Annotated in this window: 21 protein-coding genes; 4 read left to right on the plus strand and 17 right to left on the minus strand. The window is 37.9% G+C overall.

Going from position 1 to position 24679, the window contains the following annotated elements; all coding sequences use genetic code 11:
* Window positions 1-54: 54 nt before the first annotated feature.
* Both VLZ86_RS12595 and VLZ86_RS12600 read right to left on the minus strand, forming a co-directional pair.
* Window positions 55-621 carry a hypothetical protein gene (locus VLZ86_RS12595; RefSeq protein WP_325451863.1) on the minus strand — a complete coding sequence of 189 codons (567 nt, stop codon included), beginning with the start codon at window positions 619-621 and terminating at the stop codon, window positions 55-57.
* 1 nt (window position 622) lies between these two features.
* The gene (locus VLZ86_RS12600; protein ID WP_325451865.1) at window positions 623-1534 is read right to left on the minus strand and encodes a nucleotidyltransferase family protein; all 912 of its coding nucleotides are present in this window, start codon (window positions 1532-1534) and stop codon (window positions 623-625) included.
* A 195-nt stretch (window positions 1535-1729) separates the two neighbouring features.
* Here VLZ86_RS12600 and VLZ86_RS12605 point away from each other — a divergent pair, with 195 nt between their 5' ends.
* Window positions 1730-2770 carry a LacI family DNA-binding transcriptional regulator gene (locus VLZ86_RS12605; protein ID WP_325451867.1) on the plus strand — a complete coding sequence of 347 codons (1041 nt, stop codon included), beginning with the start codon at window positions 1730-1732 and terminating at the stop codon, window positions 2768-2770.
* Here the strand turns inward: VLZ86_RS12605 and VLZ86_RS12610 are convergent.
* Entirely contained in the window at window positions 2748-3410 is a 663-nt protein-coding gene (locus tag VLZ86_RS12610; protein WP_325451869.1) for a carbohydrate-binding family 9-like protein, read from the minus strand. The genes VLZ86_RS12605 and VLZ86_RS12610 overlap by 23 nt on opposite strands.
* Window positions 3411-3841: 431 nt before the next feature.
* On the opposite strand from VLZ86_RS12610, the gene VLZ86_RS12615 reads away from it, so the two are divergent.
* Window positions 3842-4444, plus strand: coding sequence for a DUF2179 domain-containing protein (locus VLZ86_RS12615; protein ID WP_325451871.1), 603 nt, complete (start codon window positions 3842-3844; stop codon window positions 4442-4444).
* A 52-nt stretch (window positions 4445-4496) separates the two neighbouring features.
* Here the strand turns inward: VLZ86_RS12615 and VLZ86_RS12620 are convergent, their stop codons facing one another.
* From VLZ86_RS12620 to VLZ86_RS12640, 5 genes are all read right to left on the minus strand, one after another.
* A complete protein-coding gene (locus VLZ86_RS12620; protein ID WP_325451873.1) occupies window positions 4497-6065 on the minus strand; it encodes an arylsulfatase in 1569 nt (522 codons plus the stop codon).
* A 276-nt stretch (window positions 6066-6341) separates the two neighbouring features.
* A complete protein-coding gene (locus VLZ86_RS12625; protein ID WP_325451875.1) occupies window positions 6342-7109 on the minus strand; it encodes a patatin-like phospholipase family protein in 768 nt (255 codons plus the stop codon).
* 49 nt (window positions 7110-7158) lie between these two features.
* Complete coding sequence (locus tag VLZ86_RS12630; protein WP_325451877.1) at window positions 7159-8058, minus strand: RsiV family protein; 900 nt, start codon at window positions 8056-8058, stop codon at window positions 7159-7161.
* A 107-nt stretch (window positions 8059-8165) separates the two neighbouring features.
* Window positions 8166-8402 carry a hypothetical protein gene (locus VLZ86_RS12635; protein ID WP_325451879.1) on the minus strand — a complete coding sequence of 79 codons (237 nt, stop codon included), beginning with the start codon at window positions 8400-8402 and terminating at the stop codon, window positions 8166-8168.
* Window positions 8403-8597: 195 nt separating this feature from the next.
* Window positions 8598-9209, minus strand: coding sequence for a WG repeat-containing protein (locus tag VLZ86_RS12640; RefSeq protein ID WP_325451881.1), 612 nt, complete (start codon window positions 9207-9209; stop codon window positions 8598-8600).
* Window positions 9210-9511: 302 nt separating this feature from the next.
* Here VLZ86_RS12640 and VLZ86_RS12645 point away from each other — a divergent pair, with 302 nt between their 5' ends.
* Together VLZ86_RS12645 and VLZ86_RS12650 are read left to right on the plus strand one after the other, a co-directional pair.
* A complete protein-coding gene (locus tag VLZ86_RS12645; RefSeq protein WP_325451883.1) occupies window positions 9512-10348 on the plus strand; it encodes an ATP cone domain-containing protein in 837 nt (278 codons plus the stop codon).
* Between the two features lie 4 nt (window positions 10349-10352).
* Window positions 10353-11726 (plus strand): MBL fold metallo-hydrolase, encoded by a 1374-nt coding sequence (locus VLZ86_RS12650; protein ID WP_325451885.1) that lies wholly within the window; start codon window positions 10353-10355, stop codon window positions 11724-11726.
* 110 nt (window positions 11727-11836) lie between these two features.
* Here the strand turns inward: VLZ86_RS12650 and VLZ86_RS12655 are convergent, their stop codons facing one another.
* The 9 genes from VLZ86_RS12655 to VLZ86_RS12695 all read right to left on the minus strand — a co-directional run bounded on the left by VLZ86_RS12655 (window position 11837) and on the right by VLZ86_RS12695 (window position 24324).
* Window positions 11837-13102, minus strand: coding sequence for a T9SS type A sorting domain-containing protein (locus VLZ86_RS12655; RefSeq protein ID WP_325451887.1), 1266 nt, complete (start codon window positions 13100-13102; stop codon window positions 11837-11839).
* Window positions 13103-13120: 18 nt separating this feature from the next.
* The gene (locus VLZ86_RS12660) at window positions 13121-14431 is read right to left on the minus strand and encodes a M20/M25/M40 family metallo-hydrolase (RefSeq protein ID WP_325451889.1); all 1311 of its coding nucleotides are present in this window, start codon (window positions 14429-14431) and stop codon (window positions 13121-13123) included.
* Between the two features lie 10 nt (window positions 14432-14441).
* Window positions 14442-15296 carry a cyanophycinase gene (locus VLZ86_RS12665; RefSeq protein WP_325451891.1) on the minus strand — a complete coding sequence of 285 codons (855 nt, stop codon included), beginning with the start codon at window positions 15294-15296 and terminating at the stop codon, window positions 14442-14444.
* 2 nt (window positions 15297-15298) lie between these two features.
* Window positions 15299-16432: a PKD domain-containing protein gene (locus VLZ86_RS12670; RefSeq protein ID WP_325451893.1), complete on the minus strand. Its 1134-nt coding sequence runs from the start codon at window positions 16430-16432 to the stop codon at window positions 15299-15301.
* A gap of 6 nt (window positions 16433-16438) precedes the next feature.
* Window positions 16439-17782, minus strand: coding sequence for a PKD domain-containing protein (locus VLZ86_RS12675; protein WP_325451895.1), 1344 nt, complete (start codon window positions 17780-17782; stop codon window positions 16439-16441).
* 32 nt (window positions 17783-17814) lie between these two features.
* On the minus strand, window positions 17815-19143 hold the full coding sequence (locus tag VLZ86_RS12680; RefSeq protein ID WP_325451897.1) for a RagB/SusD family nutrient uptake outer membrane protein: 1329 nt from the start codon (window positions 19141-19143) through the stop codon (window positions 17815-17817).
* A 4-nt stretch (window positions 19144-19147) separates the two neighbouring features.
* Window positions 19148-22441 carry a TonB-dependent receptor gene (locus VLZ86_RS12685; RefSeq protein ID WP_325451899.1) on the minus strand — a complete coding sequence of 1098 codons (3294 nt, stop codon included), beginning with the start codon at window positions 22439-22441 and terminating at the stop codon, window positions 19148-19150.
* A 122-nt stretch (window positions 22442-22563) separates the two neighbouring features.
* Window positions 22564-23625: a FecR family protein gene (locus VLZ86_RS12690; RefSeq protein ID WP_325451901.1), complete on the minus strand. Its 1062-nt coding sequence runs from the start codon at window positions 23623-23625 to the stop codon at window positions 22564-22566.
* Window positions 23626-23730: 105 nt separating this feature from the next.
* Window positions 23731-24324, minus strand: coding sequence for a sigma-70 family RNA polymerase sigma factor (locus VLZ86_RS12695; protein WP_325451903.1), 594 nt, complete (start codon window positions 24322-24324; stop codon window positions 23731-23733).
* Window positions 24325-24679: the final 355 nt, after the last annotated feature.

Consider the following 24679-nt stretch of genomic DNA (forward strand, 5'->3'; position numbering starts at 1 on the left):
GCGGGATTCTTTAAGATGTTGTAGAATATGCATTTCCTCTTTGGCAATGGCCACTTATTCTATCTGAGCTTTTGCTTTCTGGAGTCGTTCTGGAGATGCCTTTCGTTTTGCTTCTTCAAATTCCCAATACCTAAATGGCATATCGTGGAACTTAGGGATGACCTCAGTTAATTTGGACGCGTCAAAATCGTTGGTTAAGGTTAAAAACTGGCCCAGCAATCGGCCGCCTTCATAAGCGATGGTTTCATTGGAGACACTTAAATGAGTGACGCTTTTATCAATAAAATGCATGAGGTTCCAGTAGTTCCCTTCATCACCTCTAAAATAGGATTCCCCAGATTTGGTCATATAAAATCTTAGGATGCGCCGGTTCTGTTTTTTTGGAGATAAGTGGCCAAGCTTTTCTTTGATATGGTTACTGATCAGCATTTTATTTTCAATAAGACCGGGCACGTCTTTAAACACGCCATGATTGATCCGTTGCAAAACAAAATAAGGCTTCTCTTTAGTCTTGATCAAATAGGTATCATTGATATGACCGGAAGCCAGTTCTTTATAGGAATCAAATTCAGCGTCGTGCTCAAATTGCCCAAAAATATATTTTAGTCTTTCTGATATCATTTTACCATAGATTAGTAGGATATACGCCCCGTTCCTTTAGTTTTGCGATAGCAGATTCGACTATTTCCTTATCTTCTAAATAAGTCACTCCAAACCATTGTGCGTCTGATTTCAGCACCTTTACACTTGCTTTTTTTGATCTCAAAATTTCATTGACTACGTAGGGAATAAAGAATTCTGCTTTAGGGTTGTGCTTGTTGACCTCTAAAAATGCGTCAAACAATTCTCCTCCAAACTCAAAACATCTTGGTGTAAAACCCCAAAAGTTCATAGACACTATAGTATCGCCATCAATAGGAATGAATTTCCCATTGGAATCCTTACGCATGGGTTTTCCATCAATATTTTCAATATGCGTGCGTTCGGTCACATCTTTTAAATAACCGTTCTCATCCACTTCACATTCTCCTCTGGCCACATAACCGTGATCTGAGACGGTGTTTTTAAGCAGATAAGCCATCATACTAAAATTGTAGGAATCTTTATCAGTTTCTGACAAATACTTGGCCATGGTCACAAACGCTTCCCTTCCATAAAAATCATCGGCATTAATGATGGCGAAATTTTCTTGCACTGCATCTTTCGCCATTAACAAAGCATGACCTGTTCCCCAAGGTTTTGTTCGCTTAGGATCTCTATATTTTTTTGGGACGCTATCAAATTCTTGAAACACATAATCCACCTCAGCTTTTCCTTGTAATTTTTCACTAAAGATCTCTTTAAACTCCTTTTCAAAACTCTTTCGAATAATAAAAACAAATTTGCCAAAGCCTGCCTGAAGAGCGTCATATAGCGAAAAATCAATGATGGTATCACCTTCAGGGGTAAAAGGGTCCATTTGCTTTAAACCGCCATATCTGCTCCCCATCCCAGCAGCTAAAATGACTAATGTCGGTTTATTTGTTACTACCATGTATTGTGTTTTAATTCTTAAATAACCTCAAACGATTGAGGTTCATATGGAAATTAATGTAATTTGGACCGAGACAACCAAATCAAATCTTACAATCCTACCTTATAATTTTGAATTGCAACATAATTTTTCATAAATTGTGCTCGAACACAGTAATGCGAATATACACATCTCTTGTTTACTATACAAATGTGAATGATGAAAAAATATACCATAAAAGATATCGCTCAATTGGCCGGAGTTTCTAAAGGGACTATTGATCGCGTCATCCATAACCGCGGCAACGTGGCAAAGGATGTTGAGGACAAGGTAAGGCAATTGCTTACAGATATTGATTACCAGCCCAACCTCATCGCTAGAAACTTAAAAAACAATCGGATCTATCAAATTGGCGCTTTATTGCCCGATCCAAAAAAAGATGCGTATTGGGAAGTGTGTTCTGATGGTATTCAACAAGCCCTGTCCGAATTCAGCGCTTTTGATATTCGATTGAATACCTTTTTATTTGACCCCACAGATACGCAGTCGTTCATGGAACATCATGAACATCTTTTAGATTCTGTTCCTGATATGATTTTAATGGTGCCTCTATTTTATAAAGAAGCCAAAACTGTCTTGGAACATTATAAAGCTTTGAATATTCAGGTGTGCACTTTTAACAATCAGATTGATGCGTCGATTGCCAGTTTTATTGGTCAGGATTTATATCAAAGCGGTCGGGTGGCCGCCAAACTCATGCACAGTATTATCGACAAAGGCGATATGGCCATCATCCACATTGATGAAAAATATAAAAATGCTGTCCACATGCAAGAAAAAGAAAAAGGTTTCAAAAGTTATTTTGAAGACCTTTACGGATTCAAGCCTGTTATATTAAAGTGTAAGATTAAATATACTGAAACGGAAGATAAATTACGCGATTTTTTAAATGACCATCCTCACTTGACCGGTATTTTTGTGACCAATTCAAAAGCTTTTCACGTGGCACGATTACTGGAATCTCAAAATAAAGGCCATATCAAGTTGGTGGGTTATGATCTATTGGCAGAAAACGTCCATTATCTAAAAGATGGGGTGATCGATTTTTTGATCCATCAAAATCCACGGCAGCAGGCTTATTTGGGCCTAAAGTTTTTAATTGAAAACTTAGTGTTTGAAAAAGATATCCCGGGAAAGCATCTTTTACCAATAGACATTATTAATTCAGAAAATGTCACCCCGTTTTTGAGAGCTTAAAATTCTCGAGTTTTAATTTTCCAAAGGCTGATGCGATGTGAAACTCTGGAGTTTCCGTTTGAGGATCTACCCAGGTAATCCAAGTGGGCTCAAATTGACCATTTTGCTGTTGACTATATTTTGCTCGAAAAATTCCTGCTTCAATATGACCATCATTTTGGATGAGTTTGAATCTTTTTAAGGAGTCTATTGAGATGGCTAGTTCCACACTAAAAGATGACGAGGTCATGTCGGATTTTATGGAAATGTCCTGCTTTGGCCAATCCCACATAAAATCAAACGTTCTGTTTGGTCTTGCCATAAAATCCTGAACCCTCGCCAATGGATCTATTTCAAGGCAGTAATAAGGATCTAGATGTTTATCAGATCTTAGGAACAGTTCTACCCGATCGGAATTATCAACATTTTTCTTAGTGTCGTCCGTACTATCAATGTGCAATGAACTGTCATTCACCCTATAGGATACAAATAAATTCGAACCGTCGTGCAAAGCCCTGAACTCGATATCTTCTACATCTTCAAAATGCCAAGGGGATGAAAAATCGTTTAAAACGATTGCTTTCTCCCATAACGGATGATCCGCTTTGCCATTAATTTTCATGTGGTTGACATCAATCACATTAACTTTATACATTTTCATAATAATAAATTCCGAATAAATAGAACCCCCATAAACTAAATCAGAAGCAGTGAGAATACCAAGATTAAAGTTACAAATATTACCACAAATTAATACATAAAATCATGGGCAACCTCTATAACTCAGATTTAAAAAAACTTATTTACATAAGACAATAACTTTGATCTCTAAAAAATTTAAAGTTATTATTAAATAAACTTTTCCCTATCTCGTTTCCTGAAATTTAATTTTACCGGCATCGTATACCTTGTTCAACTTCTATAATTTACGCGATGTATCAAGTGAAAATAAGAGCAATAAAATATGGTTTCACCATCAGAATTGAGTCGTGAAATTAATATCCATAAAGATATAATTCTATACATTTGCACCGAATTTCGACGCTTAATTGATCGGTGTCAGGAATTTCAATTCTTTAGTCTTTCGGAAATATGGAACATTTTTTTTATGATAATTTTGGCGTCAGTGAGAATACTCTCAATTACGTGATTATTCCGCTATTAATATTTTTGGCAAGGATTGGAGATGTTTCAATTTCTACCATCCGAATCCTCTTCGTGATGAGCGGAAAAAGGAATATTGCACCTTTTTTAGGCTTCTTTGAAGCCTTAATCTGGTTATTGGCTATTGGACAGATCATAAGCAATATTGACAATGCTTTGTCCTATGTGGCCTATGCCAGTGGTTTTGCAGTAGGGACTTTTGTAGGCATGTATATTGAAGAAAAACTTGCCATAGGTCGTGTCGTTTTACGATTGATTACCAAGGAGCCGGTACACGAATTATTGACTTTTTTGAGCGAAAACAATTATCGTTATTCCATTTTGGATGCCGAAGGAAAAACTGGGAAAGTCAACGTGGTGTTCTTGGTCTTAAAAAGAGAAAACTTAAAGCATTTAACAGAAGCCATCAACCGATATCATCCAAGTGCTTTCTACACTATAGAAGGCGTTAAAATGGTGAATGAAGTCAATCTCATTGATGATAGCCCGAGACAAATTGGGTTTTGGGGTTTACAATTAAAACGGAAATAAGAAGGATCATTCAACTCGGTCCTCTGGCTGAACAACGTGGCCTAAGCTGAGTTTATAATACCTCTTTTTTCAGCTTCGCAAGTTTCTCCTTAAAATCCCTGACGCGATCAGGGAATTTTGAGGCGAGATTTTCTTGTTCATTAGGGTCATTTTTCAGGTGAAACAATTGCGGTTCTAGTTGAAAACCAGTTTCAATGATGGGACCCCAAGGCACTAATTTTGGACCATCAACAGGCTCAATATATTTCCATTCGCCTTCAATATAAGATAAGGGACCCCGACTGCTTTCTTGTATAAGTGAGGCTCTTCCAATACTGTTTTCGCCTAAAAAAACATCTAAGGCATTTTGACTATCAATGACATCCTCATTGACTTTATCAACACCGGCTAAAGCCGCAAAGGACCTTAAAAAATCAATCTGACTCACAAGCGCGTTAGAAACTGTTCCTTTTCCCTTACCATCTGGCCATCGAATGATTAACGGTACTTTTGTGCCCCCATCATAAGCGCTGTATTTACCGCCACGCAAACCTCCCGTAGGTTTATGGCTACCCAACAATTCTCTGGCTTGATCTTCATATCCATCATCAACAACAGGACCATTATCACTAGAGAAAATGATGATCGTGTTGTCCAATAAATTGAATTGCTTAAGTGTGTTTACAATTTCATTGACGGTCCAATCCAATTGTAAAATAACATCGCCTCGCGGCCCCATACCGCTTTTTCCTTGAAACATAGTATTGGCTACTCTTGGTACGTGAATGTCGTGGGTGGAAAGCAATAAAAAGAAAGGTTGGTCTTTACTTGAATGGATAAATTTCTTTGATTTATCAACCAACTCCATAGGAATGGTCTCGTCATCCCACAAAGCGGCCTTTCCACCTTCCATAAATCCAATTCTGCTAATGCCATTAATAATGGTATTGTTATGGCCGTGAGAAGGATTCATGGTTAACAACTCTGGATTTTCCTTGCCTGTAGGCCAATTTCCAATCTGTTCTTTATAACTCACAGAAATAGGATCATTAGGATCCAAATTGACAACATGATGGTTTTCAACAAACACGCACGGCACTCTATCGCCAGTTGCAGGAATCAAATACGAATAATCAAAACCAATTTCCAAGGGTCCAGGACTGATTTTCCCATTCCAATTTGGTCCGTTTTCATCACCCAAACCTAAATGCCATTTTCCAACAACACCCGTTTTATAACCCGCACTTTTTAAAACACCCGGCAAAGTGGTCCTTTTGGTATCAATTAAAAGGGACTCATCTCCTCTGGCCACCTCAGTTCCTTTTTTACGCCAGGCATAATCTCCTGTCAACAATGAATATCTAGATGGTGTACAGGTTGCGGCTGTGGCATAGGCATTGGTAAATAAAATGCCCTCATCCGCCAAGGCATCTATGGCAGGGGTGGAAACTTCAGTCGCGCCATAACTACTTAAGTCGCCATAACCCAAATCGTCTGTGTAAATGAATACTATATTGGGTTTTTGTTGATCTTTAATTGTAGTTTCAGTATCAGATTTATTTCCTTCGGATTTATCTTTACAACCAAAGATCACAAAAACGAAACATAAAAAAATTAAATAAAACTGGTTTTTTAAGGTCATAATTATTTTTTAATAAGAGCTTTCAAACCTTTTACTTAAATATCTTGAGCTGGAAGATGGTGAAGTTGTGGTTTAAAAATTCGTTGTCGTTATTTTTAAAATACCAAGATATTAATTTTTTCCGGGCTCAAACCTCACTATTTTTAGTTTAGCAATAAATGGAGTTGTCATAGAGGTTATGGAACACAAAAACTTAGGAGATGCGCATTCATCTAAGGCATACATTTATCAAAATAGAAAACCCCTTTTTGAGGCTTTTTTCAGAAGCATTGGAGATTATTTAAATTTCTCCAAGTCATAATTCACAAGCGCAGTTTTTGCCGCATTATAACCAATTTCAACAATGGCATCGATGTTTTTCTTATCAAAAGTTCCAAAGGCGTTCAATTCAGAAGGAGAAATCATGAGGTCACACTCAGCAAATTTATCCCGATTTTCTAAAACCGATTTTACTCTAAATACGCGTTCCACCACATTGTGGGAATGCTTCAAATCCTTTATCGTCAGCACATCAAATCCATCAACATAAACACCAATAATCCTATCACATTTTTTCTTGAGAGGTTCCAAAGGAAAGTTGTTAAGCGCTCCTCCATCGATATAATAAGAACTTTTAATTTTTACGGGAGCAAATAAACCAGGAAATGCAGCCGATGCCAAAACAGGTTTAATAAGTTCTCCTTTTTCAAATATTTTAAGTTTTCCACTCAAGATATTGGTTGCCGTTATAAAGAGCTTCTTTTTCAAAAACGAAAAATCGTCCTCTTTTAGATAGACTTTAAAATCATCATGAAATTTTTCGGCATCTATAAATCCAGGTTTATTGATGGCATATTTTCTAATGTTCATGAGTTGTACTTCCTTAAAAAACGTCAAAATCTCTTCCCAACCATAGCCATATGCATAAAGTGAACCTACAACGGCTCCCGCACTTGATCCCGCAATATGGGTAGGAAAAATTTGATGTTCTTCAAGGGCTCGGATGACGCCAATATGGGCGGCACCTCGCATTCCACCACCAGATAAGACTAAACCAATATTCATAATACAATTCTAATTAGATAGATTCTTCTATTTTAAAATAAAAAATTTGCTATCGGCTGGGCTGATTTTTATCAAAAGTCAAGAGATTAGCATTGGACTTCTTTAAAACCGATAGCAATTCTACAAGCGGAAGTTCAATAGAATAAGACCCTGTATACGAAGGACACATGACGCAGTCATCAAAATAAAACTCGACTTGATTATCATTGATCACAAAATTATTTTTACTTTCAAAAAAATCGGTTGGTGATAACTCCCAACAATCATAATACAACTCTTCGTTTTGTATTTTTTTAACAATTCTTTCATTGATAAGCGTCAATAACTCATCTTCAGAACCTTGGTTAAAAAAGTCTTCATAGTTCATAAAAACACCTTGGTTCAAATCAAAATTAAAACAGTCAAAAGAATAACTGGGATGCATGGCACCTGAATAAAAATCTTCTTTGTAAAACAGGACACTTACCAATTGATCGTTAACAATATATATTTTGTAATCTATAAAGCGGTCTTCTCTAAAGTTCAGAGCTTCTATACTATCACATAACATTTTACTGGCTTCTATGTCTGATACCGTCTGCTTGATATTCACATAATAATCCTTGATGAATTCGTTAAAATTCCGGTTTGTAGCTTTATAGGATTCATCGAGTTGCGGATATTTAAAATTGATGGTGTAGTCCGGTTGCTTAATAGAATAGGATTTATCGATGATCAACTTTTGAAACTCTGATCGTTGATCCTTTTTTTCAATCAATGCTTTCTGTTTAAATTCGATGGAAACAGCCCTATTCAAAGAGTTGATACCTCCTTCTCCTATTTGAAGTGTATCTATGGCAAGTGGCACAGCTTGCTCAGTGTCATCAATTTCAAGATTATTGTCCTCACGTTTGTCATTTTTACAACTTGTAAACAAAAGAACCACTAAGATTAATTTTAAATATTTCATAGACACTTTATTAAATTGATATGGTTTTATTCGGAATCCCATCGATTTTAAGAATAAATCAAGAGTACTGCAATTTATACAATGCAACGATCATTCTCCTAAAATTATCAATATTTCAGCCGGTCTTCCATCAGTAAAAACTCGTGAAGATCGTCAAAATCAATAGCACCAATCCATTCGTTCTTTTCAGTGACAGGAAAAAAGGGATGGACTTCCTCTTGCAAAAGTCGATAAGCGACTGAAAGTTGTTCTTTAGTCTCCAGTGTTTTGAAATTGGTAGTCATGACCTCTTGGACCAACAGACTTCTTTTTTTGGAGTTTTCTATAATGTCCTGGTGATACAAAAGCCCTACTATTTTTTATTGTTAACGACAACAAAAATTGGCTTCAGATCCTCTAAGAATTACTTGGAAATGTCCAATGGAGTTGAATTTCGGTTCCGTAGTATTTACCTAACTTTAGGTTAGCAATTATAATATCATTGTTTGATTTGTACGAATTAATAAATCATCAAATTGACAGACTAAACCCGATGTGGTTTATTCAACTTTTAAAATCGACCATTTCTTCTCTGCATTCATCACTGCAAACAAGGTGTTAGAAAGTGCTTTGGAATAGATTGATGGAGGTCTTCTTAGATTTTCTGCCGATAGGGTAATATGTACGGGTTCTTGGGTCAAATAGGTGATGACCTCGCCATTTGGGTTGATGGCCACCTCAAAATAGTCGTAATTTACAACGGGTTTATTCAGTGCAATATTCTGCGACAGCTCATTTCTTCTTAACACCAAAACAATGGCGACATCATCTTTAAAGTTTGTCGCATTCAAGTATTGAGGTTCAATTACCGTTTTCCCTGATCGGTCGATATATCCATAATAATTAATGCCATTCTTTCTTTGAGTGATGAGTGATCTGCCATTATGGAAGATTGGAAAACTGCCATCTGCTGTTTTGGTAATCACCAAATCATCTCTAAAATTGACGACAAGATGCCCTTCAGGATTGACAAATCCCCATTGACTTCCCTTTTTAACGGCCACCATCTCATCATTCATTGGCGATACAAAGTCAGCATCAACCATACTTTGGGAATAAAGTACGGTTGTAAAAACTATCATTAAAGAAATTAAAAAATGTGTTCGTTTCATGATTATAACATTTATGGTTAAGCATAAAAATACCCAGAATAAAAACCTTATGAAATGATATCCATCAGGATAGTGAATAAAGGCTTTATTTTGGCGATTGACAGAACATCAACCGTTTGACTTCATGGTTATCCTACCCACGCATGACGTGATATTTATCATAGGTCTTCTCCCATTTACTTATTAACTTTAACACTTCAACCGACAGAATGGAGGAAACACATCATAATTACAGCAGGGTTTTAAAATGTCGAAATCCTCATATTGAAGGGTTGTTATAACACATTATTTCTATAAAAGCTATGACTACTAATATTGATATCATTAAATCTTCTGGTGAAAAAGTAAAGTTCTCACTTAAAAAACTACGTGCTTCACTGAGAAAATCAGGTGCAGAAGAACAAACAATAAATGAAATCATTGATAAAGTGAAAGAAGAACTGTATGATGGCATTTCAACAAAGGAAATCTATAATAGAGCCTTCGCATTATTGAAAAAGAAAGGGGGGTATCTGGCATCCAAATACAAACTTAAAAAAGCAATCTATGAGTTGGGTCCTACAGGCTATCCATTTGAACGTTTTATAAGTGCCATTTTAAAATACTCAGGTTATGACACGCATGTAGGTGAAATTATGCAAGGTGAATGTGTACGTCATGAAATAGATGTCGTCGCTGAAAAAAACGGAGAAACAACGCTTATTGAATGTAAATTTCATACGGAACAAGGGAGAAACTGCAACGTTAAAGTGCCGTTGTATATCGCTTCAAGATTTAAAGATGTCAAAGCGCACTGGGATTCAAAACCGCATGACACAAAACTAGAAGCCGGCTGGGTGGTCACCAACACCCGATTTACTAAAGATGCGATCCAATACGGGAATTGCATTGGTTTATATCTTTTAAGTTGGGATTACCCAGAGAAGGATGGCATAAGGAATCGGATTGACAGATTGGGATTATATCCAATAACCGTATCAACCCTATTGACCAATCGTGAAAAACAATTTCTATTAAGTAGAGATGTGGTGTTGTGCAGAGACTTGATAGACGATCTCTTTTTCTTGGATCATCTCGGGATTTCTGAAACTCGCAAATCGAAAATTCAAAATGAGATTGCTATGTTATGTAAACATTAAAACTATGGAAAATCATGTCAATATAACTTTTTTGGGAGCTTCCGGTGTAGTAACAGGTTCGAAGTTTTTAGTTGAAACCTCAGAAAAAAACATCCTGATAGATTGTGGGATGTTCCAAGGTATAAAAGAAATCCGCGAACTCAATTGGAAGGATCTTCCTATAGATGTCAGTAGCATAGATGTCGTACTGCTTACCCATGGCCATTTAGATCACGTTGGCTATTTGCCGCGCTTGGTAAAGCAGGGGTATCATGGGAAAATTATCGGAACCGGACCGACTTTGGCAATCGCGGAAATCATTTTGAAGGACAGTGCTAAAATTCATGAAGAGGAAGCCGCAAAAGCCAACGATGAAAAATTTACAAAACAGAAGCCTGCGCTGCCTTTTTATACGGTTGCGGAAGCAGAGAGAACAATTGGTTTATTTCAGGTTGAAATGGGCGACAAATGGATTGGTTTATCTGAACATATCTCCTATCGTTTTCAATACAATGGACACATTCTTGGGGCGACTTTTATAGAATTGGATGTCAATTCCAAACGTTTTGTGTTTTCTGGCGATATTGGCCGAAACGACGATTATTTATTGGAAGATCCTAAGCGTCCAGAATGGGCAGATTTCCTGTTTATTGAAAGCACTTATGGAAATAAACTCCATCCAGAAGAAGATGTAGAACAGGTGCTTACAGATATTATCATTGAAACCCTCCACAAAAAAGGCAATCTCATCATCCCTAGTTTTGCCGTAGAACGACTCCAAACACTGATGTATATCCTATGGAAATTATATCAGAAAAACAAAATCCCCAATATTCCCATTTTTGTTGATAGCCCTATGGGGAATAATGTTCTGAATGTGTTCAGGCAATTTCCAAAATGGCACAAACTTTCGGATTCAGATTATAACGCGATGTGCAATCATGTAAACATTATCCAATCTTATAAAGAAACCTGGGAAACGATTGATGACAAACGTTCTAAAATAGTTATTGCCGGTAGCGGCATGGTGACTGGTGGCAGAGTGCTCACCTATTTACAACAACTCATTGATAAATCTTCAACCACTGTGTTACTGGTCGGTTATCAGGCCGAAGGTACTCGCGGTAGACAATTATTTGACGGTGCCCATGAAATCCGGTTCTCTGGTAAATATCATCCTGTCAAGGCCACCATTAAACATATTGAGAGCTTATCTGCCCATGCCGATCAAGGTGAATTGCTCCATTGGATGGGTGCAATTAAAAACATTCCCGAAAAAGTATACCTCATCCATGGTGAACCGGCAGCATTAGATGCATTTCGGGTAAAAATAACAAACACCTATAAATGGCATGTACATATCCCAAAACTCAATGAAGTAGAAAAATTACGCATATAAAAGTGGCATTGTTTCTGAGTTGTTATCTGATTTCAACACCGCATTTAACGTCACAAAAAAACCCTGCAGTGGTCACACATACAAGGTTTTACTGTTAAAAAAAGGGTTGGTTATTTTCTAATGAATTTAAAAGTTTGTTCAGATGTTTCCGAAAAAAGTTTTAAAATGTACAATCCAGAACTTAATGAAGACACATCAATCATCTCATTGTTGAATGGTGATACCGAGAATTCTTTTCCTAAAACATTGTAAACTTTAACCGATTTTATAGGGTTTTTTGATTTCACAAATAATCTATCGGAAGTTGGATTTGGGTAAATTTCAACATAAAGACTTTCAAATGCTGGAGTCGATAATGTGCCACACATAGGATTGGTTCCAGCTACGGCGGCAAACACGCCCGCATTCACCGACCAATTTTCCCAAGTACCACCACTTCCAGTTTCCCAATCGGACAGGTCAAAATAATTAGTGCCTGTTCCTGTCCCCTGTACTTTGTACACTTTTATAGCTTCTCCTCCTCTGTTCCAGGTGAAAGGTTTGAATTTTTCAATCGTCTCTGGTGTATTATTGGCCACACAATTAGATTGCAGGAAATAAGCCGATTCTGAACCATAAACCGCTGCTTTGCCATTAACATCAACAGTAATGGCAGTTCGTTCACTACAAGCAATTCCAAAAGAACGTCTATTATGATCTGCCGTATGACGTCCCATAAAAACACTCATTCGTCCTTCACGATCCCGATTTGCGAAATGGGAGTCGGTAATGACATCGGTCATGAACGGAATTTCCAAAAAGTCATCGTAGCCAATTGTCGCCCTTGCATGGTAAGGATTACTTAATGCTTCCGGACTGGTAATGGATCCGTATTGGGCAGTGAAATAGGAACTTCCCAAAATTGCCATCCCTGCACTTGTACCGCCAATAACTCCTTTTTTGGTATTAATAAAGGAATTTAAGGCATCTTCCATGGCATTATCTTTAAAATATTTGACATAATCATATTGGTCTCCACCGGCAATCCAGATAGCTTCTGCATTGGCCACTTTTTCCAATATATAGGGATCAATGGCGGCTAGAGCATCTTCAATAACAAAGGTCCGTACCGAGTTTATAGTGACGCCCAAAGTGGTGTAAAAATAATTGTTGTACCCGTCATCGCCAGTGGTTCTCAAAACCACCACATCGCCACCATCGGTTTGGCTCAAAAACCATTTTAAGGCATCATCTTGATCAGCCGCTCCGCCCATCAAGCAAATTCCTGATTTGTGATTGGTCGTAACATCTGTAGCATTTCCTGTAAGATATTCCGTATAATTCTGAGCAAAAAGCATTTGTATGCTCAGTAAAAATAAAAGTGTAATTTTCTTCATAAGCCTATAGTTCTTGTTTTATTTCTGGTTAATTAGACGATACATTAAAACCGCAGTAATTTTCGCCTGGGTTGCCACCGTCCGCAGATCGCCAGTTTCTTCAATCGTATGGTCATCGCCACCGCCTGTTAAGCCCAATCCATCCAGTGCCATATCCACATAACCTGAAGTAAAGGAGATATCGGCCGCTCCTGCATTTCGGGGATTCACTGCTTCCACTGCGCCAAAACCCAAGTCTTGGCTTACGGTATTATAAACTTTCAAGAGTTTTGTATTACCTTCGGTAAGCGCCAAGGGTGGATAGCCGTTATCATTAAAGATCAATTCTGCCGAAGTGTTGGGATAATTATTGGCCACGATGTGTTTCATGATGCCATGCGCTTTTTCCAATTGCTCTAGAGAGGTTGCCCGAATATCGCCATGCACAATGGCCTGTTGTGCCACGACATTGTCTTTTCCAAAGGCCGTACCGCCCGTGAGATCGTCATTGAGATTTAAATCGGTGCCGCCAATAATAAAACCCGGATTAAAGGTCAAATCTTTTTCTTTGGATAACTGTAAATAAAATTCATTCAAAATCCGCGAAGCTTCATAAATAGCACCAACACCAACATCCTTGGTAAACACTTGGGATGAGTGCGCTGGCACTCCTGTGACTTTCAATTGCCAATCTGAAGATCCTCTACGAGCCACCACTATGGTTTTTGGGTTATTGTCTCCATTCTCAAAACCTAAAGCGATATCGGCACGCTTGGCGCCCTCTATCAAATCTTTCTTAGCCAATTCAATCGGTTCACCGCTCAACTCTTCGTCACCAGTCATGATGATTTCAATGGACATATCGTCCAAAACTCCAGCATCCTTAAGTGCTTTCATGGCTAAGATGATAATCACATCACCACCTTTCATATCGGCAACACCAGGGCCTTTCATGATATTCTCATCCAACATGGTGTATTCCTGAAAAGGACTGTCCAATTCAAAAACGGTATCCAAATGGCCAATCAATAAGAATTTCGGTCCTTTTTTGCCAACTCTTTTAGCAATTAAATGGCCGGCACGTCCGTAAGCTTCGCCGTTGGTCAATTCTGTTTCAAATCCGAGTTGATCCAATTCGGCCTTAAACAATTCGCCTACTTTGATCACCCCCGGAAAATTCATCGTTCCGCTATTGATATTAACTGATTCTTTGAGTAAATTGATGGCTGCCCCTGAATGTTGATCCACGGCTTTTATAATTCTCTTCTCCATTTTTCCTTTTTGTGCGAATGTCAAACTACTCAGGAACAGGGCTAAAAGCAGGATTGTTTTTTGTGATGTTTTCTTCAAAATGATCGGTTTAATTTAGTTGAAAATGTTCTCCTGGCAAATAGATGTTCAGCTGAATATCATGCGCTCCTAATTTATCGCCATGCACATTTTTTGAGCGTTTCGGATTTTTAAGTACAATTACCTGCGAATCTCCTATAATTTCAGCATCCGTACCAACCACTAAAATTGCCGTGGCTTCATCAATACCAATCCCAAGCATTTCAGGATGTTCAATCACCGCGCTGATCAATCGGTTGTAACGACTGCGTTTTACAAAATGCTGATCGATGATCACATTGGTCAACATGCCCAATCCGGTTCCTATTTCGATATTATCTACATCGATATTTCGGAAGGTCGAAGCATATTCTGGATGTTTCAATTCAGCACCGGTAATCATCATCTTGCTCATAACGGCTGCTCCCGCACTAGTGCCCGCAATTAAATTTCCATTATTATAGGCATGATGAATGGCTTTTTCAATCTCCGTTCCGGCAATGATATCCATAAATCGGTTTTGGTCGCCTCCAGAAATATAAATCATTTTGGCATTTCTGATGGAATCTACTTTTGATTTTGTCAGGACCTCATCCTTCACAAAATCGAGTCCATAAATATTTTTAAGACCTTTCTCGATAAACTGTTTTCCGGAATAATAGATCGCCGAATCTGGCTCAGCACTTGACATTGGCAAAATAATACCATAACCCGATTTATCAATACCTGATTCTTTAATAATACGATCCACCATAGACGAAGGTCTTGGACCTCCACCTATAATCACGAGTTTTCCTTTGCTTTGAGCATCTTGTGCACTTAGGGGAGTAATGCTGAACATACTCCCGATACATACACAAATAGCTATTAATCCATTTAACTTCATATTTATTGACGTTTTCCAATGACGATACCATTGGTACCCACGGTTGTTTGATAATAAACTTCTGCATCACTGCCATCTAAGTTGGCTCTCATCATTCTATAGGTTCTTCGGTCTCCCCAATAAATTTTTTCTTCATTTGGATCATAAGCCAATCCATAAACCACTCGCGAAACACCCACAGCGATTGTAGAAACATCAGTGCCATCTAAATTAGCCGACTTGATTCTAATATCTCCAGAAGCCACATATTCATCATAATAAATACGGTTTCCAACCACCATGATACTCGCACCTTCAACGCCTGGAAGAATTTCTTTTTCACCAGTTCCATCTAAGTTTTTAGACCAAACGCCACCATCATAATTAATCCAGTACAATTTTCTATTTACCAAATCAATCGCCAACCCGTCAGGATCATTGGCCTGACCGGTTACGAAATCTTCTTTTTGGGAAAGATCTGTACTGCCCAAATCTGCACGTTGCACACCTGAAGTTGTGTTCCAGTAAATTTTATTTTCCTGATAATCAAATGCCATCGCAATTGGTTTATCCAATCCGGTTCTGAACTCCTCAAAATTACTACCATCTAAATCGGCTCTGAAAATTTTATTCGCAGCATAATCACTTATGTACAATTTATTATTTAAGGTATCCATAGCCATACTGTAAGACGTTTCAGTAGCTAAGCCATTTATCTGAGTAAAAATTGGCGCTAGATTATTGATAAGTCCCTGATATACCTTGGTGCCATCCGTATAATAGATTGGTGTTCCGGTTGCATTAGGATCTTTGATCACGATGGTTTGTGAAAACTCCCTTATTTCTAAGGAACCAGAAGTGGTCACAACCAAATTTACAACATACACTCCAGCCTCATCATATACATAAACGGGACTGGTCTCAGAAGATGACTCGCCATTTCCAAAATTCCAATAAAAAGTAGCATTTCCTACCGTCTCGGGTACTATGGACGTATTGGTAAAAGTGACCGCTGCCGGGGCAAACTCATCATTACTTATGGCATAGGTAAATGAAGGAACTGTACTTGCTGGTGGTACCGGAAAATCATCATCAGAACAGGACTGTAAACAGATACCGATACTCATTAAAAAGAATATAATAAACGAATTTTTCATAGTTTTTTATTTAATTAATGCGATACCTCTTACACTTCCCAATCCAGATTTCAACACCTCTTTGTTGGATCCATCCAAATCAGAACGATAGATTTCTCCTGTATCACGTCCACCCCAGTACACTTTATTTGCTTCATTATCTATTTGAATTCCATAAATACGGGTTGCTCTTTCAGCAATGGTTTCAACATTTGAACCGTCAGGATTTGCTCTTTTCAAGGATCTTTTATCCTCAAAATAGATTTTATCATTGACCATGTCAACAGCCACAGAATAGCCATAAACTCCGGAAAGAATTTTAGTAGGATTTGATCCATCCAAATCCGCTATATAAAGATCTTCTACATCAAGATCATAAGCGTACATTTTTCCGTTTTTAAGGTCTAGCGCCAATCCGGTCAAAGTGACGTCCGGGATGTTCAAAATCCCTATTTCAACATTTGATCCATCTAAATTTGCTCTCGAAATATTTCCAACTGAATCTGACCAATACACTTTATTAGCCGCAACATCCAAGGCAACCGCATAAGGATCTTCAATGTTTTCAACAATAACTTCGGCTTCAGTTCCATCAGGATTCATTTTCCAAATATTCCCAAATGGCGTAGTAAAAAAGTCAGAGAAATAGATTTTATTATTGACCTCATCGTAAGCCATTCCAACCCCAGATTTACCAACTAAATCGAACACATCAGTAATCGTCCCAGAACCGTCCAATGTCAACTTTCTCATAAAGTCATCAGTATTGTCTAAATAATATAATTCTGCCGGTGCTTCAGGCGCCATGGCAATTATGACGTCTTTGGTAAATGTATTGCTACCTCCTGCGCCATTGGCAGTAAGCGTTACTTTAAAAGTTCCTGCTGCCGGATAGGTAAACGTTGGGTTTTCTTCAGTAGAAGTGGAGTTGTCAGCATCTCCAAAAGACCAACTATAGCTTGTAGCGCCTAAAGATGTATTGGTGAATTGCACCGGAATCTTAGCACTCAAATTATCTTCATCAGCTACCGTAAAGCCGCTGGCTGGCGTAACCTTAATTTCCATGCTGGAAATAGTTGAACCGCCGGCACCCGTAGATACCAAACTGACCAAAAACACATCGCTGGATTGGTATGATTTTTTTGGTGCCACCTGATTGGATGTGGTTCCATCTCCAAAACTCCATAAGTAAGCCGTGGCATTTTGTGAGCTGTTGGTAAATTGTATGTCCTCACCTATTTTAACTTCTGTTGCGCTTGCAGTAAATTCTGCTTGTGATTGTGGTGGCGTTACATCATCATCATTTTCACATGAAAATAATGCTAAAGAGAAGACACTTATTAGTATGTAATTTAGAAATTTAGTTTGCATAAGATCTATTTTTTAAATATGATGATTAGTTTTTAGTAACCAGGGTTTTGTATCATTCCTGGGTGTTTGTTGGTTTGGATTTCGTCAGTTGGAATTGGAAACAAGGTTTGGTTAACGTTGTTTACATTTGGCAAAACAGCGATTGCTCTTCCTGTTCTCACCAAATCAAACCATCTGTGGCCTTCAAAAGCAAATTCTATACGCCTTTCCTTTTCAATGATTCTCAGTAATTGAGATACAGAAGATTCTGAAGTGGGCAATAAATGTGCTCTCAATCTAATCTTATTGATATCCCTTTGGATAGCGGTTATATTTGGCGCCGTCTTATTAGCTTCAGCTTCTGCCCTGATCAAATACATATCTGCCAATCTTAAGACGATGACATTATCGGCACCAAGGCTTAAATCGTCATATTTAATAGCATAAGCACTTGTTCCCGCAAAAGCGATGCTTGCCGCATAGCGTGTATCTCCAGCTTCATAGGCTGCAAGTAAATTTGCCGAAGGTTCTACTTCCCTTCTTCCATTTAGTGAGGTCGGGAAATTATATTCTGCAATTCTGTTGCGTTCGGTTTGCGAAAAATAGATTTCAAAAATGGATTCTGAAGATTGGTCCGCCGCAAAAACATCTGCATAATTGCCCAACAAGGCATACCCGCCATTATCAATGACATCCGTAGCTAAGGTTACTGCTTGAGCGTAATCACCTTTATACAAAAACACCCGTGCCAATAAGGCCTTTGCTGCATATTTAGAAGCTCTTATTTTGTTGCCAGAGGCTGATAGATTATCAGCTGCAAACACCAGATCATTTATGATTTGGCTATACACTTGGTCAACTGGATCTCTTGGCGCATCTAAATTTCCCACACCTACTGTTGGCATTACTTTGACAGGAACGGCACCAAAATAATTCAGTAAATTGAAATGGTTAAGTGCCCTAATAAAATAAAGTTCACCTAAAGCGGCATTCTTTTCGGCATCGGTCATATTCTCAATACCCGGTACTTTTGCTATGACGTTGTTGGCAACGTTGATGCCAGCGTACATAATATTCCACATGCCTCCAACGGATCCGTTTTCAGGAAGAATATTATTGTTGGCAATCTCTCTGTATTCACTGGCGGTCGCACCAATGGGATGGGATAAATTATCGGCTGCTAAATCAGGAAAAATCACATTTGACCTTCCATAATAACTAAAAGCCTGAAGATAAGAATAGGCTCCCAAAATTCCTTTCTCTATATCTTCTTTAGTCTGAAATGCTGTACTTGCTTCAATAGAGCTTTTTGGTTCCACCTCCAAAACATCACAGGACCACGCCACTATCATAACAAAAATCAATAAAATACTCTTTTTCATCTTTTTAAAGTTTTAAGTTAATTCCTAAGGTGAATGTTTGTGCTTGTGGATAGGTGAAGAAGTCAGTTCCAATAACCGAATTATCATCACCTCGATAATTAACCTCAGGATCTAAACCTGTATAATTTGTAAATGTGAAAAGGTTTTGGGCGCTTAGATACACACGGATAGAGCTAAAGAATGTTTTTCTCAATGCCTCAGCATCCAATGAATACCCTAAAGTGACATTTTTAAACCTCAAATAAGAACCATCTTCAATAAACCTTGAAGACACCCTTTTGTTTTGTGCGGCTTTGACAGGATCTGTCGTAGCTCTCGGAATATCTGTAACATCTCCTGGCTGTCTCCATCTTCTTAAAATTGCGGTGGTTTGGTTATCTCCACCTTGAAGGGATTCCAAAAACAATCTCGATCCGTTAAAAACGTCGTTTCCTTGTGACCCTTGTAAAAAGATACTTAAGTCAAATCCTTTGTAAGAAAAGTTATTGGTCAATCCGTAGATAAAATCTGGATGCGGATTACCAACGATCGTTCTGTCTTCTGACGTGATCACGCCATCAAAATTGGTATCGGCATAGACAATATCTCCTGTGGAAGGGTCAACGCCCAGCGATTTATAACTGTAGAAAATTCCAATAGGTTGACCTTCCATAATCCGGTTCCCACCTCTTCCAATATCATCAATAGGTTGTCCATTATAAAGTTCCAATACTTTATTTCGGTTTCCATAAATATTGAATTGAGTGTTCCATGTGAAATCGCCCACAAAGTTTCGAGTTTCTAAAGTCAATTCGACACCTTTGTTTTCAACTCTTCCCACGTTTTCAGTAATTGACGAAAACCCGGAGGTTGGTGGCAAGGGTCTGCTCAACAACAAATCTTTGGTCTGCTTATTATAATAATCTCCGGTAAGCATCAAACGATCATTGAACAAGCCTAAATTGAATCCCACGTTAAATTGCGCCGTACTTTCCCATTTTAGATCTGGGTTAGGGATGTTGCTTGGATAGATTCCTGACATTCCGCCGTAAACCGTTGTACTATAGAGCTCAGAAAACAAGAATGGACTGATATCGTCATTCCCGGTCAAACCGTAACTTACACGAAATTTCAAGTCTGAAACCGTATTTAACTTCTCCATGAAATCTTCCTCAATAACACGCCACGCTAACGAAGCTGCTGGGAAAAACCCTGTTCTGTTGTTTTCTCCAAATTTTGTCGACGTATCAAATCGTCCAGTGAAGGTGGCGATATACTTATCATCAAAATTATAATTTAAACGTCCAAAATAGGACCGCAGTCCAGATTCGGTAGCACCAGAACTCGCAGATACTATCGTCGCTGCAGAATTGAGGTATTCTAAGCTGTCATCGGCAAAATCCTGACCTCTAATATAAGAGGAGGTTCTTTCATAACTTTCAAAACTGTAGCCCAATAAAGCATCCAGTTTATGTTTTCCGAAATTTTTATTATAGGATAAAAGATTATTGGAAACGATGTTAGTCACATTACTGTAGGTTTCAAATCCTAGACCATTGTATTTTGCACCTTGAACTGTTTTGGTCGACTCGTAGGAATGTTCTCTAAAGTTCATAAAATCTACGCCCCATTTGGTGGAAAACTTAAGGTTATCAATAATTTTCCAATCCAAATAAAAGTTAGAGTTGGTTCTATAAGAGTAATTAACTGCAATAGCTTCATTTGCGATAGACAGTGCATTGGCATAAGGTCCGGACTGATTATATGATCCATCTTCATTAAATACTGGAAAAATTGCCGGTGTTGAAATCCCGTTAGGTAAAGGTCCATGTAGCGTTTGATCACTTTCAACCCTGTTGGTCACAGCATAAGTCAATCCGATACTGGTACCAATAGTTACTTTATCAGAAAGTTGATGGTCAATATTAGCACGTGCATTCAATCGGCGATAATCCGTACCAATCAGAATTCCTTCTTGATCGAATAAAGTACCACTGATAAAGAATTTGGTCTTATCGGAACCTCCGGTGGTAGACACTTCGTAACTACTAATTGGAGCCGTTCTAAAAATAACATCTTGCCAATTGGTATCCACCGTGATATTGTCCATTTGTTCTTGTGTGAAAACCGTCGTTCCTGTCAGATCATTTCTATATTCCATCCACTGTCTGGAGTTCAACATATCCAATTTATTCCAAGCACGTTGCATGCCCGAATACACATTGACATTAACAACAGATTGTTGGGTCTTCCCGCGTTTGGTAGTAATCAACACAATTCCGTTAGAAGCCCTTGCTCCATAAATTGCCGTTGCCGAGGCATCTTTCAAAATGCTGATGGAAGCAATCTCACTAGGGTTTAAATCGGATAAGGCACTGGACCCTTGGCCAGAATAACTCAACTGGCCGTAATCTCCCATTGTTACGGGAATACCGTCAATAATATAAAGCGGTTGGCTAGATCCACTAATGGAAGTCAATCCACGAATCCGCACCGACATTTCACCACCTGGGGTTCCTGAGTTTTGCATCACCTGAACGCCAGAAGACTGCCCTTGAAGAATACCATCAACCGTTGACACTGGCAAATCCTCAATTTGGGAAGAACTAATGGACGTTACTGCATCACTGATTAAAGACTTCCGCTCTGTACCATATCCAATGACGACAATTTCCTCTAACGCCATACTATCCGAAACCATGGTCACATTGACTGTTGAAACACCTACTATAGAGACTTCCTTAGTAACAAAACCGAGATAGGAAATGACTAGCGTCGTGGCATTTTCCGGAACTGACATTTCAAAATTCCCGTCAAAATCTGTAGTTACTCCCCTGTTGGTCCCTTTAACCTGGACGGTAGCACCCAATAAGGGCACGCCGGTGTCGTCAAAAACGGTTCCTTTTATGGGACGGTCTTGTTGGTTTTGGCTAGCTGATTGGATAACTTCTGCGCTCACGTCCTTTTTAATGACCACCTGCCTAACGTCTATGTTGTAGCTCAGATCGGTGTTTTTTAAAGCAGCATCCAAAATAGTTGCAACCGTAGCATTTTTGAGCTTTAGGGATACTTTATGCTTTAAAACATCATCTTTATAGAAGAATAGAAATTCACTTTTATTTTGAATTACTTTAAACAATTCCTCCAAGGAAACATTTTTCACATTGATATCCATCTTGGTTTGTGCTTCTGAGAAATTTGCAAAAGCAGAACTCAGGCCAAGGGTAATCAGTAAAAGGAAAACTCGCATCATATGTACCAAATAGTATCTAAAAGATTTTATCCTTTTAAAAGAATAAAGGTTCTCGTTTTTATTCATAATTTTGTTTTAGTGGTTAATATTGCTGATTTACAGTGGTGTTGATTTTTTAACGGCTAGAGGGTGTTGGCGCATCTTCTAGCTTTTTTTATTGGAACTTTCTCTTCAATGTTGACCTAGTTTTAGTTAATGATTAGTTGATTATCTTGAGTTAAGTAATATTCAAATTCTGGAGATTCGGTGGCTTTAAAGGTTTGCATGACATGTTCAATGGTTTCCTTGACATCCAAATATCCTGAGAAGGTTTCGTTCGCCAAGTCGTAATTATTGATGATGATTTCTACATTATAATATCTTGATATCTTTTTCATAATGGATTTAAGCGAGTCATTTTTGAAGATAAAAATACCATCTCGCCATGAAAAATAGGGTTCTGTAGCGACTGATTGTGTTTTGACCGCTCTGTCATTCTTATCAAAAGTAGCCAAGGTCCCTGGAGCGATTTTGATATGCTTTTGGGCATTGAAAAGCCTGTCTTCCGTTACATTTATTTGAACACTCCCACTTTGTAATACGGTATAGATAGCCTGGTCGTCAGTATAATTGCTCACATTAAAGACAGTTCCCAATACTTCAATTTCATGATGATCAGATTTGACCATAAAAGGCTGCTTCTGACGGTGAGCCACTTCAAAAATAGCTTCACCTTGAAGATAGACTTCTCTCTTATCTTCTGAAAACTGCGCTGGAAATATCAATTTAGAACCTGAATTCAACCACACTTTACTTCCGTCTGAAAGTACAATTTCTGAGCGTTTTCCGAACGGCACAATTAGAGTATTAAAAACCGGTGCGTTTTTATGTGATGTTTTTTGGTTAATAGAATGCGAGTTCCCAATTTGAACTTCCTCTCCAGTACTTGAATAAGTGATGGAAGAATGGTCTTCTGTGATCTCGATATTTTGATCCTCACTAAGAACAAGTTGCACCTGACTTAATGATTCCAAATCTTTTACGTTTTTCGCAAAGACTTCAATAGGTGAAAGTTGAGAAGCTGGCGAATTGAAAATTCCTATGGAAACAAAAATTACAACGACAGCGGCAGTAACTCCAATTCCATATTTTAATAATCTTTTACGTTTTATATATCCATACACAGAAGTTGAGATGCGCTTTTTTAAATGGGCCTTCTCCTCTTTTGAAAGATGATTGAAATTTATATTTTTTTGAGAATTGTTATCCATGACACTATCTAAACAGATTATAAAACACAGTATTTTTAATGAATAGCATTAAAACATACCGTTTCCTATTAGGATAAGTAAGATAGTCTTAGTTTATAGACACTTTTAATGAAAAAAGTTATAAAATAATGATAAAAAGAAAATCACCGAGGAGTAAAGCTGCTTTCTCAAGGTTTTGATAGCCCTGTAAATAATGGTTCTGGAAGTAGCCACGGAAACATTCATAATGGCAGCAACATCTTCATAAGAATGCTCTTGGGTAAACCTCAAAGACAATGCTTTTCTTTGTCTTTTACTCAATAAGCTGATGGCTTTTGCCAATTTGTAAGAGCGATCGTTTTCAAATTCTTCTGCACATATACGGTCTTCAATTGAATTTTCACTTTGCTTATGGTCCTCCTCTTGGGAATAAGGAATAAATGAACGACTTTTATTTTCAACTTTAAGAATGTTATTTTTTAAGGACCTGAACAGATAAAAAGTAACATTATCTGTGGCGGCGAGAGTTTTTCTGTATTTATAAAGATTCAAGAACAGATCATGAATGGCATCCATAACTTGGCTTTTATTTGAAGAAAACTGCATGCCATATGCAAACAATTCGTCCACATAAATATCATAAAGATCGCCCATAGCGCGAACATCTCCATCCTTTAGTTTTGTCCATAAGACCAGTGTTCTATTTTTATGTCGCTCCAATCTGTATAATCTACTAAAAATGAATAGTCCCTAACAAAAACTAATGGTTCTTTGAATCAACTCTAAAATCCTATTGTGCGTACCAATTAACAAGAAATCAGATCAGGCCGTTTAAAGAGAAATAAACCATAGCCTCTTATCAGGCTAAAATATCCATTTTTATATAAAAAACGTAAATAATGGCATAAAAAATCCAATGCACCATACTTAAATTAAGTGCATTGAGCGGAAGGAAGTAATGGGGTTAGCCAAATTATTTAAAATAGAAAGACACCCAAATTAATTTGCCATTTCAATGGCGCGGTCTTCAAAGAGCCACTGGGTGATGCCCCCTTTAAGGTCGTAAACCTTAACA

Source organism: Gelidibacter sp. (assembly GCF_035515035.1).
Lineage (GTDB): Bacteria > Bacteroidota > Bacteroidia > Flavobacteriales > Flavobacteriaceae > Gelidibacter.